Source organism: Actinoplanes sp. NPDC049548 (assembly GCF_040676695.1).
Classification (GTDB): Bacteria; Actinomycetota; Actinomycetes; order Mycobacteriales; family Micromonosporaceae; genus Actinoplanes.
This window is the reverse complement of record NZ_JBFAPM010000005.1, coordinates 129657-142973: the sequence shown is the minus strand read 5'-3', so window position 1 is coordinate 142973 and position 13317 is coordinate 129657. Positions and strand designations below refer to the sequence as shown.

The window sequence follows — 13317 nt, the reverse complement described above, 5'->3', positions numbered from 1 at the left end:
TGCTGCGGCCGGGCGTTCGCGGAGGGCGACGGCGTGTCCCTCATGTTCCCGCGGGGGACAGGAGATTCGGTCAGCTGTGCGCCGGCCGGCCCGTGTGGGCCGGGAACGGGCCGGTGGGCACGGGAGAGCCGAATGATCCGGCGCTCACCCGGCATCGCGGAGGATCTGGGCCGCTTTCTCGGGGACGATGTCGTTGACGAAGGCGCCCATGGCGGACTCCGAGCCGGCCAGGAACTTCAACTTGTCCGCCGCCCGGCGGATGCTGAAGAGCTGCAGGTGCAGGTAGCCGAGGTCGCGTCCCTCGCCGGTGACCGCCTGGTGCCACGCCGCTATGTACGGCATCGGCTTGCCGAACAGGGCGTCGAAGCGCTTCAGCACGTCCAGGTACAGCGTGGCGAACGCGTCCCGCTCCTGCGGGGTCAGCGCGGGGATGTCCGGGACCTGGCGGTTGGGGGCGAGCTGCACCTCGAACGGCCACCGGGACGCCGCGGGGACGTAGGCGGTCCAGTGGGCGTTGGAGCCGATGACTCTGATCTCCGCCTTCTGCTCCGCGGCCAGGACGTCCGCGTACAGGTTGCGGCCTCCTGTCTGGTCCGCGTGGCGTCGGGCCGCCTCGAGCATGGCCGTCGTGCGGGGCGGCACCATCGGGTACGCGTAGATCTGGCCGTGCGGGTGGCTCAGCGTCACGCCGATCTCGATGCCCCGGTTCTCGAACGGGAAGACCTGGGCGACGCCGGGCAGCGCCGACATCTGCTCCGTACGGTCGGCGAGGGCGTCGACCACTGTGCGGACGCGTTCGGGGGAGAGGGCGCCGAAGGAGCTGGTGTGGTCGCTGGTGAAGCAGACCACCTCGCAGCGGCCGACGCCCGGGCGGACCGGGACCATGTCCGTCAGCTCGGTGATCTCGTCCGGCTTGACCCGGTCGCTGAACGACGGGAACTGGTTCTCGAAGACGACGACGTCGTAGTCCGGGGCCGGGATCTCGCTGGCGAAGTCCGGTGTGGACGGGCAGAGCGGGCACTTGTCCGACGGCGGCAGGAAGGTGCGGGTCTGGCGGTGGGCCGCGACCGCGACCCATTCGTCCACGAGGGGGTCGTAGCGCAGCTGCGAGGTCGGCGGCGGGGGTGGCAGCCGGCGGGTGTCCTGCCACCGGGTCCGGTCCTCGGCCGGGGTCTCGTCGAAGTAGACGAGCTCGCGGCCGTCCGACAGCTTGATCGCCGTCCGCTTCTCGATCACTGGGCGCTCACCACCACGAGCTCGTTCACCTGTTCTGCGAGGATCGCCCGGGCGGTCTCGTCGAGTCCTTCATCCGTGATCACCACGTCGGCGCGGTGCAGGGGGACGATCGACGAGATGCCGACCGTGCCCCACTTGGTGTGGTCGGCCAGCACCACGAGCCGTTCCGCGGCGTCGACGAGCGCCCGGTTGACGTCCGCCTCCATGAGGTTCGGCGTCGTGTAGCCCGCGCGCTCGCTCATGCCGTGCACGCCGAGGAACAGCATGTCGAGGTGGAGGGTGCCGATCGCCGCGACGGCCACCGGGCCGACGAGTGCGTCGGACGGGGTTCTCGTGCCGCCGGTCAGCACCACCGTCTGGTCGGGGCGCCCGGCCCGGTAGAAGACGTCGGCGACCGGGATCGAGTTGGTGACCACGGTGAGGGCCGGCACGTCGACGAGGCGCTGGGCGAGGCCCGCGGTCGTGGTGCCGGCCGACAGCGCGATCGCGTCGCCGGGCGAGACCAGGGCGGCGGCGCGCATGGCCATGGCCGCCTTCTCGGTGCGCTGGCGCACCGACTTGGCCGCGAAGCCCGGTTCGTGCGTCGAACCGGGGCTCACGGTGGTGGCCCCGCCGTGTACCTTCGCGAGAAGGCCCCGGTCCGCCAGGGACTCCAGGTCGCGGCGGATGGTCATGTCGGAGACGCCGTACTCGGCGGCGAGCTCGCTGACGCGGACGCCGCCGGCCGCACGGACCCGGTCGAGGATCGCCGCCTGGCGCTGCTGGGCGAGCATCAGCAACCCGCCGAAGTTAACCGCACTATTTCGAACACGCCCGAACACTACCTGGCGATCGGGTGTGCGCAAAAGAGTGTGTTAGATGCCGCGTCCGCGTTTGTGGAGCGCGGAGAGGACGTTTTCCACCTTCACGGCCCCGGTCATGGCCGCCAATGCGATGGCCGTACGCGGCTCTTTCCAGTTGGCGCGGACCGCTTCCTTGCTGAACTGCCAGGCCTGGGAGCGGTTCCCGGTCGCCGCGGACCAGCACGCCAGCTGCCCGTAGACGCGGGCCGCGCCGGGGCGGCAGCCGCTGATCTCGGGATGGCGTTGCATCATCCAGCGCAGCGAAGAGATCTTCGTCGCATACTCGTACGCGTAGTGCGAGGTCCTGCCCCACAGCACGCGTACGAGCGGCTCGTCGAGGTGCACGATCGGTGTCCGCCGGGCCGCCCGCAGCAGCAGGTCCCAGTCCTCGTTCTGGCTGCCCGGCGCGTCCTCGGCGACCAGCCCGATGGCGTCCTCGCTCAACGCCTCCCGCCGCACGAGGAACGACGACGAGTGCAGCATCGCCATCCGGGAGCGGGCCAGCTCGTCGACGGTGACGCGGCTGCGCCCGGCCAGGCGGGGGGTGCACTTGCCCTCGTACTCGACCTCGATCGCACACGTCGCGAACTCGGCGTCGTCCTCGGCCACCAGGGCGGCGACCTGGCGGCGGAGCTTGTCCGGAGCCCAGCGGTCGTCGTCGTCGCAGAAGGCCACGAGCTCCGTGTCCAGCGCCAGGATGCCGGTGTTGCGGGCGCCGGCCAGGCCCGAGGTACGCCAGTTCGTCAGCACCAGCACCTGGATGCCCTCGGTGGAGGCGAGCAGGTAGTCGGGCTCCGTCTGGTCGTACACGACAACGATCTTGATCTCGCCCGGGTAGCGCTGCTCGCGGACCGCGGCGATCGCCTTGCGCACGAGCTGCGGGCGGTTGCGGGTGGGGATCACGACGCCGACGGACGGCCAGTTCATCACGCCTCCTGGGGTGCTTCTACGGGGTTGAGCGGGTAGCCGTACGCGCGCAGCATCGGCGCGCACACCGCGCCGACGAGCCGCCGCTGGTTGCCGGGCAGGGCGCGTACCCAGGCGTCGTCGCGGCGCAGCGGCAGGCGCCCGACGGTGAAGCGCATGGGGTTGCCGGCCGCGCTGTGGCCGACGCGCAGGTCCGCGTACCCGTCGCCGAGGAACGCCAGGTCGGCGTCCTCGGCCGGGACGCCGGCGTAGTCGGCCAGCTCGCGCAGGGTTGCCCGGGGGTCGCTGAGGAACTGCTCGTAGCGGATGCGCCGGACCGGCACGCCGCGGCGCGCGAGCAGCCCGAAGGCCGCGTTGTGCGCGTTCCACAGCAGAGCCGAGCGGCCGGGGGAGTAGCGGGTCATCTCCTCGCTGCCGTCCGTCTCCGGGCGGGCGACGGTCTTGGTCCACGAGTACGCGACCCCGCGCGCGTCCCGCACCACGTGCACGACCCGCAGGTCCACGTCCTCGGCCCAGCGCAGCACGTGAGCCAGCGCGCTGTGCTTGGAGGAGTCGATCACGGCCTCCGCGCCGGAGACCTCGGCGGCGGCCGCGTAGACCCGCGAGTAGTAGCTCGCGTACTCGCGGACGTCCGCGAGCTGGGCCGCGGGCAGCTGGGCCGCGGCGAGGCGGGGGATGAACCGGGTGCGTTCCACGGAGTCGCGCAGCGCGTGCACGCGGTCGACGTCGACGTTGTGCCAGCCGCCGAAGGCCTGCTCGCCGACCCGCCGCCAGAACGTGCAGGCGGCGAAGCGAGCGCCGCAGCCGCACCGCTCGTTGTCGCGGATGTCGCGCTGCCAGAGGTGGACGATCTCGCCGAGGGCGCACACCGAGGGCAGCTCGCCGAGCAGGCGTTCGACGAGCGTTGTTCCGCTTCGTCCTAATCCGCCCAGATAAACAACGCGTGCCACTTCTGCCCACCTTCGCTCGTTTCGCTCCTATAACGAGCGAACAAGTGCGAAGGAGGCGTGGAGTTGTCCATCGAGACTTTCGACCGGGTGGAGCTCGACGGCACCGGGTTCGACCCGATCACCGAGGGCGAGGTGGTGGCCCTCGTCCGCGAGGCGATCGAGGCGCGGCGCGGCGGCCGGATCCTCACCCCGAACATCGACATCCTGCGGCAGTCACGGGTGGACCGCGAGGTCCGGGAGTACCTCGACGACGCGGACCTCATCGTGGCCGACGGCATGCCGCTGGTCTGGGCCAGCAAGCTGAGCGGCACGCCGCTGCCCGAGCGGGTCGCCGGCAGCAGCCTGATCTGGTCGCTGTCGCGCGGGCTGGGACACGACGGCCGCTCGATCTTCGTCGTCGGTGGCACGCCCGCGGCCGACGGCGTCAAGGACGGTGCCACCCGCGCCGCCGACCGGCTCGCCGCCGAATGCCCCGGCCTGCGCGTCGCCGGAACGCTGTGCCCGGACTACGGCTTCGAGCAGGACGAACAGGCGTACGCGGACTTCTGCGCGAAGGTCGCCGGCGCCGAGCCGGACCTGGTCTTCGTCGGCCTCGGCTTCCCCAAGCAGGAGGCCGTCATCACGCGGTTGCGCGCCGAGCTGCCGCAGGCCTGGTACGTGGGCTGCGGTGCGGCCGTGAACTTCGTGGCGGGCGACGTCGAGCGGGCGCCGCGCTGGATGCAGCGCACCGGCCTGGAGTGGGCACACCGGCTCGGCACCGAGCCGCGCCGGCTGGCCGGGCGCTACCTCAAGCACGACGCCCCGTACGCGCTCAAGCTCCTGGCCCAGGCCCGTCGACGTTGAACCAGGGATCCTTCGTGAGGCGCGTGAACGCCTTGAAGGCGGGACGGTCCCCGGCGAGCTGGAACTGCTGCTTGGGACCGTTGCCGTCGGGGTCGGACTCGAAGTAGACGACCGCCTTGATCTGCTTGTTGGCCTTGAAGGTCCGCCGGGCGTCCTGGAGCCAGGCCGCCCGGCCCGCCGATCCCCATGCCTTGGCGACGCCGAACTCGCCGATGATGATCGGTTTCGGGCGCTGCGCGGCCCACTGCAGGAACGGGCCCATGAGCTGACCGATGGGCTGGAAGACGTTGCCCGCGTACACGTCGACGCAGGTCCAGTCGACCTGGTCGTCGCCCGGGTAGAAGGCCGGCGCGTCACCGCGGATGAAGCCCTCGGCGGTCGGGCACCACACCCAGGAGACGTTCCTGGCGCGCTCCTCGGCGAAGATCTCGCGGATGCGCTTGTACGCGGCGATGTAGTCCTCCGGCGACCACATCGTCGCGCGCAGGTTGGGCCGGTCCATCTCCCACCGGATGCGCAGCAGCACCGGCTTCTTCACCTTGCGGATGGCCCGGGCCTGCTTGCGGATCAGCTGGTCGTGCTCTCCCGCGGTGATCGACCGGTTGTCCCCGGTCGCCCAGCTCACCATCAGCGTGGCGCCCCGGTCCAGGAACTCGGCGTCGGACGCGGTGCCGACCATCTGCTCGAATCGCCGGTACGTGTTGAGGATGTCCAGCGGCCGGCCGAGCTCGTCCTCCAGAGCGTCGACCGCCTCGACCCGGCCCGCGTGGGTCAGCGCGTCCGGCTTGATCCACGCGCCCAGGTAGGCACCGGTCGACGGCGCCACGAACGGTCCGGCCTCGAACGGCCCCGGGTTCACCGCGACCGCGACCGGCGGGCTGGTCAGGTCCGGCGACGGCGTGGGCTCGGGCTCGGCCCGCCGGTGCGAGGTGCAGCCGGCGAGCACGAGCGCGAGCAGCCCCGACAGGGCGACTGCACGGCGCACGGCGGTTACTTCTTCCGGCGCGCCGTGTACAGCACGTTGACCGCGAAACCGTCCGTGCCGGGCAGGGCGCGGGCCGCCGCGTCCGCGGCCCGGGCGAGCGGGTTCTTGCTCAGCGACTCGGTCAGCATGGAGAAGCCGCGCCGTTCCACGACCTCGAAGCCGTGCCGGTCGAGCAGCTGCTCCACCTCGGCGTGCGAGAGCTCGGCGAACCATCGTTCGCCGGAGTGCCGCCGGGCCCGCAGGTGCCGCAGCGAGCCCGCGTTGCCGTGGTTCTCCACCACGAGCACGCCGGCGTCCGGGGTGGGCAGCACCTTCGCGGCGAAGGCGATGGCCCGCTCGCGTACCTGCTCGTCGACGTTGAGCAGCAGCCGGAACATCGTGACGATCGCCGGGTGCCCGGCCGGGACCGGGTTCGGCACCGGGCCGTCGGCGGGGATCTGGTGCCACTGCGCCCGCGAGCCGACCTCCTCCGCCTTCGCCATCATCTCGGCCGACGTGTCGTAGCCGTGCGCCTCCCGGACCAGGCCGTGCAGCGTCCGGATCGCGCGGCCGGTCCCGCAGGCGAAGTCGTGCTGCACGGGCAGCCTTGCGCCGAACTCCCGCTCGACGAGCTTGCGCAGGTACGCCTGCTGCCGCTCGTTGATCTGCGAGGCGTAGCTGTCCGGCGCGTACGTGACGTGCTCGTACTTGTCGACGGCTTCGGTGTCCTGGAACACCTTGGTGTAGTCGGTGGTCAACCGGTCCTCCTTGACATGAGCTTGCGAGGCTTGAAGGCGTCGAGCGCGAGCCGGTCGCGCAGCAGCCAGGCACCGGCGCCGAACGCGGTGACGGCCAGGCCGGTCGCGAGCACCAGGCCGGCCGGGCCGGTCCCGGTCACCGCGGTCACGACCCTCGGGAGTACGCCGAAGCACGCGACCGACAACGCGCCGGCGGTCAGCGTGCCGCGGCCGAACGGGTGCAGCCGCGCGGCGCGAGCGACCTGGACGAGAGGCAGCAGGTTGTTGACGACCAGTGCGCAGGCCAGCCCGATCGCGGCGCCCAGTGCGCCGTACCGGGGAATCAGCAGCACGTCCAGGCCCACCGTGACGACCAGGGCGACCAGGACGTTGTAGAGGTTCCACGAGGTGCGGCCGGCCATCGCGAGCACCATGTCGACCATGCCGCAGCCGGTGGCGACGAGCATCGCGCAGGCGAGGACCACGACCACCGGCGTGCCGCTGCGGTAGTGGGCGCCGAACAGTCCGAGGTAGAGCGGGGCGAAGAGGATCACGAGCAGGTTGATCGGCCAGGTCACCAGCACCAGCCAGCCGGTCGCCGTGCGGTAGAGGTGGTTGGCGGTGTCCCGGTCGCCGACCGCCAGCGCCTCGGCGAGCCGCGGTTGCACCGACTGCGAGATCCCCTGATTGGCGAACTGGATGAGCACCACGAACCGGCCCGCGACCGCGTAGACGGCGGCGGAGGCGAGCCCGCCCAGCGCGGCGACGAGCAGCACGTCCACCCGTTGCAGGGCCAGCTGCGCGACGCTGGCCAGCGCGCGCGGCCCGGTGAAGCGCCAGAACTCGCGGCGCAGGTCGAGGCGCTCGCTGCGGCGCGACCGGAAGCTCTCCGGCTTGCCGGCCAGGTAGATCTTGCGCAGGGCCAGCGCCGCGAGGATCGATACCGGCAGGTACGGCACCGCCCAGGCGAACGCGAACGCCGGGAGCGACGCACCCGCCCAGAGGGCAGCCACCCCGGCCACGCCGACGCACAGCAACTGCAGCGTGCTGCGCAGGACGCGGTCGAGGGTGACGGTCGGCCGCATCGCCTTGTACCCGCGGGTGGCGGTCAGCAGGGCGTCGGTCAGCGCCTGCAGCGGCAGGAACAGGGCGAGGATCCGCAGCCCCGAGGCCACCTCCGCCGAACCGCCCGCGGTCAGGTCCGCGATCCAGGAGGCACCGAACCACATGCCCGCGGCCAGCAGGACCGCCAGCACGAGCACCGGGGTCAGGCCGGTCCGCAGGCAGGCGCCGAGGAGGTGGTCGCGCCCGGTGGCGCGCAGCCGCGCCGGAAAGTACACCAGTCCGGTCTGGGTACCGAGCTTCGCCAGGCCGCCGACCAGGACGAACGCGGCGGTGGCCGCGAAGAAGGCGCCGGCGTGCTCGGCGCCGAGGGCCCGCGCGACCACCCAGGTGACCATCACGCCGGTGCCGCCGGCGAGCGCCGAGCCGACCATGTTGGCCAGCCCGCCGCGAGCGACACCGCGGGTGCCCTTCGGCGTCGCGGGAGCCTCCGCCACCGCCGTCATGTCTGGCGCCAGATCGGGATCCGCCCGAGCCAGGTCATCAGGGCCTCGTCGTGCGACGCGTAGTGACTGCTCAGCTCGCGGCGGATGCCGGGGTCCATGTCGGACTGCCGGGGACGGGCGTTGTGCCGTTCGAACGGGGGATGACCGAGGTTGATCGGCAGCCCGAGGAACGCGCAGACCTCGTCGTAGACCTGCTCCGGCTGGCTGAAGAACCGCTCGCTCTCCACCACGTGGATGCGCTCGCGGCCGACGTGCTGCGCCATGACGCTCAGGTAGCGGGCGTACTCGCCGCGGGCCCGGTAGGCCTGGTGCTGGTGGGCGAAGGAGTAGTACTTCGGGTCCGCCGCGAGCCGGTCCTCCTGGCGGTGCAGCCGGGCCGGCTCGAGGGCCAGTGCGTTGCCGAAGTCGCGTTCCTGCTCGAAGCCGCGCGCGACCTCGTGGTGGTGCTGTGAGTACGCCCGCTCCACCGGGTCGCGGACCAGCACCACGAGCTTCGTACCGGGCAGGTCCGCGGCGATCCGGGCGGCCGCCTGCGGGTGGTACATGTAGTACGGGCTCGACTCGAACGTCTGCGCCGGCACGCCGTAGCGCTCCTGCACCTTCTCCGCCTGGCGCTGCAGTGGGAAGTGCCCCTTGTACCAGGACATGCCGCGCTCGTACGACACGTCGAAGTAGTGCACGCCTTTGTGCAGCACGGCTTTCAGCACCGCGGGATGCGCGGCGAGCGCCCGGTAGAGCGACGTCGTGCCGCAGCGCTGACCGCCGCAGATCAGGAACGAGGGCGTCATCCGGCTGGGCGCCGTCAGCCGGCCGTAGGACCGCGACCCCAGGTGCACGACCCGCTTGACCGGCGCCGGAACCTTACGAACATCCATCAGAGTTCCTCGACCCTTCGAATCAGTACGGGCAGCAGCCAGGTCCCCAGCACCCCGAGCCGGGCACCGGCCTCGGCCTGGCGGTCGGTCAGGTAGCGGACGGCCAGGTCGACCAGGTAGAGCAGCGCGGTCAGCTCCCGGGCCTCCGGGGCGACGCCGAACGGCTGCAGCAGCTCCCCGGCGCGGCGTACGGTCGCCTCCACGGCCGCGGCCGCGTCCCCGCTGGACTGGATGCGCCGCTGCAAATCGTGGTGCACGGCGTCGAAGCCGACCGGCACACCCTTGGCGAACCGCTCCCAGTCCCACACCAGCAGCGCGTCGGCGAGGTTCGCCATGTTCCAGGGCGCCCAGTCGCCGTGCCATGCGCCGTACCGGAGGGTCGTGCTCCCGGCGTGCGCCGCGAGGAGCTCGGCCGCGGAACCGAGAGCCCCGCCCTCGGGCCGGTCCGCCACCGCGGCGAGCCGGCCGCGCAGCTCGGCCCAGTACGCGCTCCCGACCAGCGTCCCCGTCGTGTACCCGCAGCATCCGGCGATGTCGAGCATCGCGGCGGTGAGCCGGCGCGGGGTCAGCGGCGCCCGCGGCAGCCACACCGGCAGCGCCGACTGGATCAGCACCTGGGAGCCGCGCCACTGGCCGGCGTGCAGCACCGTCGGCACCGTGAGCTTGGTGAGCCCCACCTTGCCGAGCGCGGTGAGCGCGGCGGTCTCCGCCCGGACCAGGCGCTGGGTCAGCGGGCCGGTGCCGAGCTTGCCGAAGCCGAACGTCTCCCCGTCGGGGCTGATGAGCTGCAGCACCGGCTTGCGGTTGGCCCGGGCCGGTCCGATGTGGATGCTGACGGACAGCTCCCGGCCCAGCGCCTCGCGCAGGTGGCCGTCGATGCTCTCCGCCGCCGGCCCGGTGACGCGGATACGGTCGCGCAGCAGCACGCTCGACGCGCCGGTGCGCAGGGCCGCCACCACGGCGTCGCGCTTGAGCCTCGCGGCCCGGGACTGCGGCTCGGCGTAGCGGCGGACGGCGGCCGCGGAGACCCGGCGGGAGGTGGTGGGGACCAGCAACCGCGGGCGGCGTGCGTCCGGCACGACCAGGTACTCCGCGATCGGCTCGCCGCGCCGGTCGTCGGTGGCGCAGGGTTCGGGATACAGCAGGGCGAGGACCTCCGCCAGGTACTGCGTACGCAGCGCCGAGTCGCCGGCGGTGAGCTCCGCCGGCGCGGTCTTAACGGGCATGTGCGTCCCCCTCGAAGTGGTTGCGCCACAGCAGCGCGTAGGCCAGGAACATGAACGCCAGGGGGGTGGGGATCGCGTTGTACCAGAGCATCGCGGAGAACGAGCTCACGATCGCCGCGCTGCCGGCGATGCCGATCGCCGTACGGTCACGGCGGAAGCGCCACAGGCCGTAGCCGAAGAAGCCCAGGTACGCGACCGTGCCGACGGTGCCGTGGGCGTACATCAGCTGCCAGAGCTGGCCGTTGCCGCCGACGGTGAAGTTGCCGCAGCGCTCGCACTCGGAGCTCTCGCCGACCGCGATGGAGTTGCGGCCCCCGATGGTGTTGCGGGTGGAGCCGTAGCCGATGATCGGCGACTCGACGAAGCCGTCCAGGGCACGCTGCACGAGGAACGAGCGCACGCCGTTGGACTTGCCGTTGTCGAGCCGCGCGTCGACCACGTCGCCGAGCGGGGTGGCGAGCAGGGCGACGACCAGGCCGGCGGCCGCCAGCGCCACGGCGCCGATGATCCACAGCCGTCCCATGAGGACGTACCGGACGGCGACGTAGAGGACCACGACGCCGATGCCGATCCACAGGCCGCGGTTCAGCGAGACGACCGCCGGCACGATCGCGATCGCCAGGCCGAGCAGGGCGAGCAGCTTGGTGCCGGCGCGGCGGGTCGCCCACGCGGCCACCACCAGCCAGCCCATCAGCAGGCAGAAGTTGTTGCCCCACGTGTTGGTGTAACCCCACGGCGCCGCCGGGCGGGGTTTCTCGCCGCCGACCAGGTCCATGATCTGCGCCGCGTACGGGTGCACCAGCGACTGCACGAACCCCTTGGCGCGCACGTTGCCCGGCAGCAGCCACTCGACCGGTGAGGTGAACTCGAACCGGCCCGCCACCATGCCCAGCAGGCCGCCCGCGACGGTCACCACGAACAGCCAGCCGAGCAGCTTGACCAGGCGCCTGCGGGGCAGCTCGGCCTCGGTGAGGTTGCCGGTGTAGACGAGCAGGACGGTCAGGGACGCGTACATGGCGAACCGGTAGACGACCGCGACCAGGCGGTCGGTCGCATGCTCGACCACCGTCCCCGTCGGGTCGGCGCCCAGCGCCGCGATGCTGATGACGACCGCCGCGAGGAACAGGGCCCACCAGCCGAAGCCGGGCGGCAGCCGCAACGGCCGCCCGGCGGCGCGCCGGCGCAGCAGCAGGACCAGCATGGGCGCCGCCATGATCGGGAAGATCAGCACGCCGAGGCCGAGCGCCCACCACAGCGGATACCAGGCGAGGATGCCCGCGACCGGCCACGCCGGCAGCCAGATGGGTCGTTCCGGTGCCGTGCTGTGTGCCGCCCGCTGCGTCGCGCCCGGGACGACCAGCGTCACTTGTCGTCCGGCTTCTCGGTGGTCGTGACCGCCGACGGCGACGGCTTGGCGGCGGGCGTCAGGTCGATGACCGCCGTGACCTCCTCGGTGCCGTCGCCCTGCCGCGGCGGCCGCACCGGGCCACCCGGCTGCAGGCGCAGCGGCTGAGTCCTGTCCCCGTCGAGGACCGCCGTCTCGTCCGGCTTCTGCGCGCTCAGCGCCACCACCGGCAGGTTCTCCGTGGCCGTGGCGCGCGGCACGGCGGACAGCTGCGGCAGGACCACCGCGCCCAGCAGCGGCGTGCCGACCCGGCTCAGCTGCTCGGCGGCGTCCAGCAGCGCCGGGCGCTTCGAGCGGCGCAGCTCGACCGCGAGGATGGCCGCGTCCGCGAGGCTGGCGAGGCTCTGCGCGTCGGCGCTGCTGCTGGTCGACGGCGCCTCGATGACCACGTACCCGGTCTGCCGGCGCAGCGCGTCGAGGGTGTCCCGCAGCCGCTGCGACTGCATCAGCCCCGCCGCGGTGGCGGCCCCGCCGGTGGTGATGACCCGCAGCGACGGGATCCGCGGGGTGCGCTGCAACGCCTTCGCCAGGCCGATCCGGCCGGCGAGCAGGTCGGACAGCCCGGGCATCGCGGCGACCCCGAGCATCCGCGCCAGCGGCGCGGCATCGACCACGCTGTCCGGCAGGTGCGCGCCGATCAGGACGACATCGCTTCCGGTACGGGCGAGAGCCGCCGCCAGGTTCGCGGCGACGAGCGTGGTGGCCGAACCACGGCTGGCACCGGTGACGACGATGATCTGGTCGCCGGCGTTGAGGCTGGCCAGCACCTCGTTGCGCAGCCGGTTGAAGACCCGGCCGCCCGGCCCGTACGGCTGCAGCACGTCGTCGAAGTGCGGGGTGGTCCGCTCGTCCAGGGCGGCGAGCACCGGAATGCGGCCACGGTCACGGACGTCGGCAGCGGTCCGCAGGCGACGGTCGAAGCGCTCCCGCACGAACGCCAGGCCGAGCCCGGCCAGCAGCCCGATCATCGTGCCGCCGGCGACGTTCAGCATCGCGTTGGGGCTGGTGGGCTCCTCCGGCAGCCGGGCGTCGCTGATGATGCTGCCGGCCCCGACGGTCGCCGTGGTCAGCACGTTGAGCCGGCCGGTCAGGTTGTTCAGCTGGTTCTGCGAGTTGTTCCGCAGGCTCTCCAGGTTGCTCCGCTCGGAGCTGCCGCTCTGCGCCTTGGCCAGCCGGTTGTTGATGCTGGTCAGGTTGGTGGTGAGCTGCCGGACCTTGAGGTTCAGCGTCTTGATCTGCTGGTCCAGCCCGGACCGGGCGGTCTCCTCGCGGTTGCGCAGGTACGCCTCGGCGAACGCGTGCGACCCGGCCTGGGCGTCCTTCGGGTTGTCCGCCTCGAAGCGGATCACCAGCACCGTGGTGTTGGCCGGCACCTCGACCGAGACGCTCTTGGCCAGCTCGATCGGCGAGACGGGGGAGCGCAGCAGCGCCGCCGCCTTCGCCGCGACCGCGCCGGACCCGACGAGCTGGGCCTCGGTGTCCAGGTTGATCGAGCCCTTGGTACGCCCACCCGAGGCGTTGGTGTCCCCGTCCACGGGCTGCACCAGCACCGAGGTCGAGGACTCGTAGACCTTCGGCAGTGCCTGGGTGACCGTGGCCCCGACGGCCAGGCCCGCGCCGGTCGCGGCGAGCACGAGCCACCAGTGCCGGCGGAACACGCCCAGGTAGTGCGAGAGGTCGGCGGACACCGGGCGAGTCGCTTCCATCGGTACGGCGGCCCTTTCGCAGGCGGAGTGTGAGTTGT

Annotated in this window: 12 protein-coding genes; 1 reads left to right on the top strand and 11 read right to left on the bottom strand. The window is 72.3% G+C overall.

The features are described 5' to 3' along the window. Positions 1-144 precede the first annotated feature (144 nt). The 4 genes from galT to AB0J80_RS12500 form a co-directional block, all read right to left on the bottom strand. The gene (galT, locus tag AB0J80_RS12515; RefSeq protein WP_364704026.1) at positions 145-1236 is read right to left on the bottom strand and encodes a galactose-1-phosphate uridylyltransferase; all 1092 of its coding nucleotides are present in this window, start codon (positions 1234-1236) and stop codon (positions 145-147) included. Continuing rightward, positions 1233-2009, bottom strand: a complete 777-nt coding sequence (locus tag AB0J80_RS12510; RefSeq protein ID WP_364704470.1) for a DeoR/GlpR family DNA-binding transcription regulator — start codon at positions 2007-2009, stop codon at positions 1233-1235. Before AB0J80_RS12510 ends, galT begins: the two co-directional genes overlap by 4 nt. A gap of 81 nt (positions 2010-2090) precedes the next feature. Then, positions 2091-3005, bottom strand: coding sequence for a glycosyltransferase family A protein (locus AB0J80_RS12505; RefSeq protein WP_364704023.1), 915 nt, complete (start codon positions 3003-3005; stop codon positions 2091-2093). Continuing rightward, complete coding sequence (locus AB0J80_RS12500; protein ID WP_364704020.1) at positions 3005-3955, bottom strand: sulfotransferase; 951 nt, start codon at positions 3953-3955, stop codon at positions 3005-3007. The genes AB0J80_RS12505 and AB0J80_RS12500 overlap by 1 nt, the downstream gene beginning before the upstream one ends. Positions 3956-4018: 63 nt before the next feature. Here AB0J80_RS12500 and AB0J80_RS12495 point away from each other — a divergent pair, with 63 nt between their 5' ends. Next, positions 4019-4798 (top strand): WecB/TagA/CpsF family glycosyltransferase, encoded by a 780-nt coding sequence (locus tag AB0J80_RS12495; RefSeq protein WP_364704017.1) that lies wholly within the window; start codon positions 4019-4021, stop codon positions 4796-4798. Here the strand turns inward: AB0J80_RS12495 and AB0J80_RS12490 are convergent. From AB0J80_RS12490 to AB0J80_RS12460, 7 genes are read right to left on the bottom strand one after another with little or no spacing between them, the layout of a single operon-like run. Beyond that, the gene (locus AB0J80_RS12490; RefSeq protein ID WP_364704014.1) at positions 4767-5783 is read right to left on the bottom strand and encodes a glycosyl hydrolase; all 1017 of its coding nucleotides are present in this window, start codon (positions 5781-5783) and stop codon (positions 4767-4769) included. The genes AB0J80_RS12495 and AB0J80_RS12490 overlap by 32 nt on opposite strands. Positions 5784-5788: 5 nt before the next feature. Continuing rightward, positions 5789-6520 (bottom strand): methyltransferase domain-containing protein, encoded by a 732-nt coding sequence (locus AB0J80_RS12485; RefSeq protein WP_364704011.1) that lies wholly within the window; start codon positions 6518-6520, stop codon positions 5789-5791. Further along, positions 6517-8067: a polysaccharide biosynthesis C-terminal domain-containing protein gene (locus AB0J80_RS12480; RefSeq protein WP_364704009.1), complete on the bottom strand. Its 1551-nt coding sequence runs from the start codon at positions 8065-8067 to the stop codon at positions 6517-6519. Before AB0J80_RS12480 ends, AB0J80_RS12485 begins: the two co-directional genes overlap by 4 nt. Continuing rightward, positions 8064-8942 (bottom strand): sulfotransferase, encoded by an 879-nt coding sequence (locus tag AB0J80_RS12475; RefSeq protein WP_364704006.1) that lies wholly within the window; start codon positions 8940-8942, stop codon positions 8064-8066. Before AB0J80_RS12475 ends, AB0J80_RS12480 begins: the two co-directional genes overlap by 4 nt. Beyond that, a complete protein-coding gene (locus tag AB0J80_RS12470) occupies positions 8942-10168 on the bottom strand; it encodes a hypothetical protein (RefSeq protein WP_364704004.1) in 1227 nt (408 codons plus the stop codon). Before AB0J80_RS12470 ends, AB0J80_RS12475 begins: the two co-directional genes overlap by 1 nt. After that, the gene (locus AB0J80_RS12465; RefSeq protein WP_364704001.1) at positions 10158-11534 is read right to left on the bottom strand and encodes a hypothetical protein; all 1377 of its coding nucleotides are present in this window, start codon (positions 11532-11534) and stop codon (positions 10158-10160) included. Before AB0J80_RS12465 ends, AB0J80_RS12470 begins: the two co-directional genes overlap by 11 nt. Then, positions 11531-13279 carry a Wzz/FepE/Etk N-terminal domain-containing protein gene (locus tag AB0J80_RS12460; RefSeq protein ID WP_364703998.1) on the bottom strand — a complete coding sequence of 583 codons (1749 nt, stop codon included), beginning with the start codon at positions 13277-13279 and terminating at the stop codon, positions 11531-11533. The genes AB0J80_RS12465 and AB0J80_RS12460 overlap by 4 nt, the downstream gene beginning before the upstream one ends. Positions 13280-13317: the final 38 nt, after the last annotated feature.

What these genes read in the sequence shown, in the direction of transcription:
- AB0J80_RS12510 (WP_364704470.1), bottom strand. Translation starts at nt 2,009, where the DNA reads ATGCTCGCCCAGCAGCGCCAGGCGGCGATCCTCGACCGGGTCCGTGCG.
- AB0J80_RS12505 (WP_364704023.1), bottom strand. Translation starts at nt 3,005, where the DNA reads ATGAACTGGCCGTCCGTCGGCGTCGTGATCCCCACCCGCAACCGCCCG.
- AB0J80_RS12480 (WP_364704009.1), bottom strand. Translation starts at nt 8,067, where the DNA reads ATGACGGCGGTGGCGGAGGCTCCCGCGACGCCGAAGGGCACCCGCGGT.
- AB0J80_RS12475 (WP_364704006.1), bottom strand. Translation starts at nt 8,942, where the DNA reads ATGGATGTTCGTAAGGTTCCGGCGCCGGTCAAGCGGGTCGTGCACCTG.
- AB0J80_RS12470 (WP_364704004.1), bottom strand. Translation starts at nt 10,168, where the DNA reads ATGCCCGTTAAGACCGCGCCGGCGGAGCTCACCGCCGGCGACTCGGCG.
- AB0J80_RS12460 (WP_364703998.1), bottom strand. Translation starts at nt 13,279, where the DNA reads ATGGAAGCGACTCGCCCGGTGTCCGCCGACCTCTCGCACTACCTGGGC.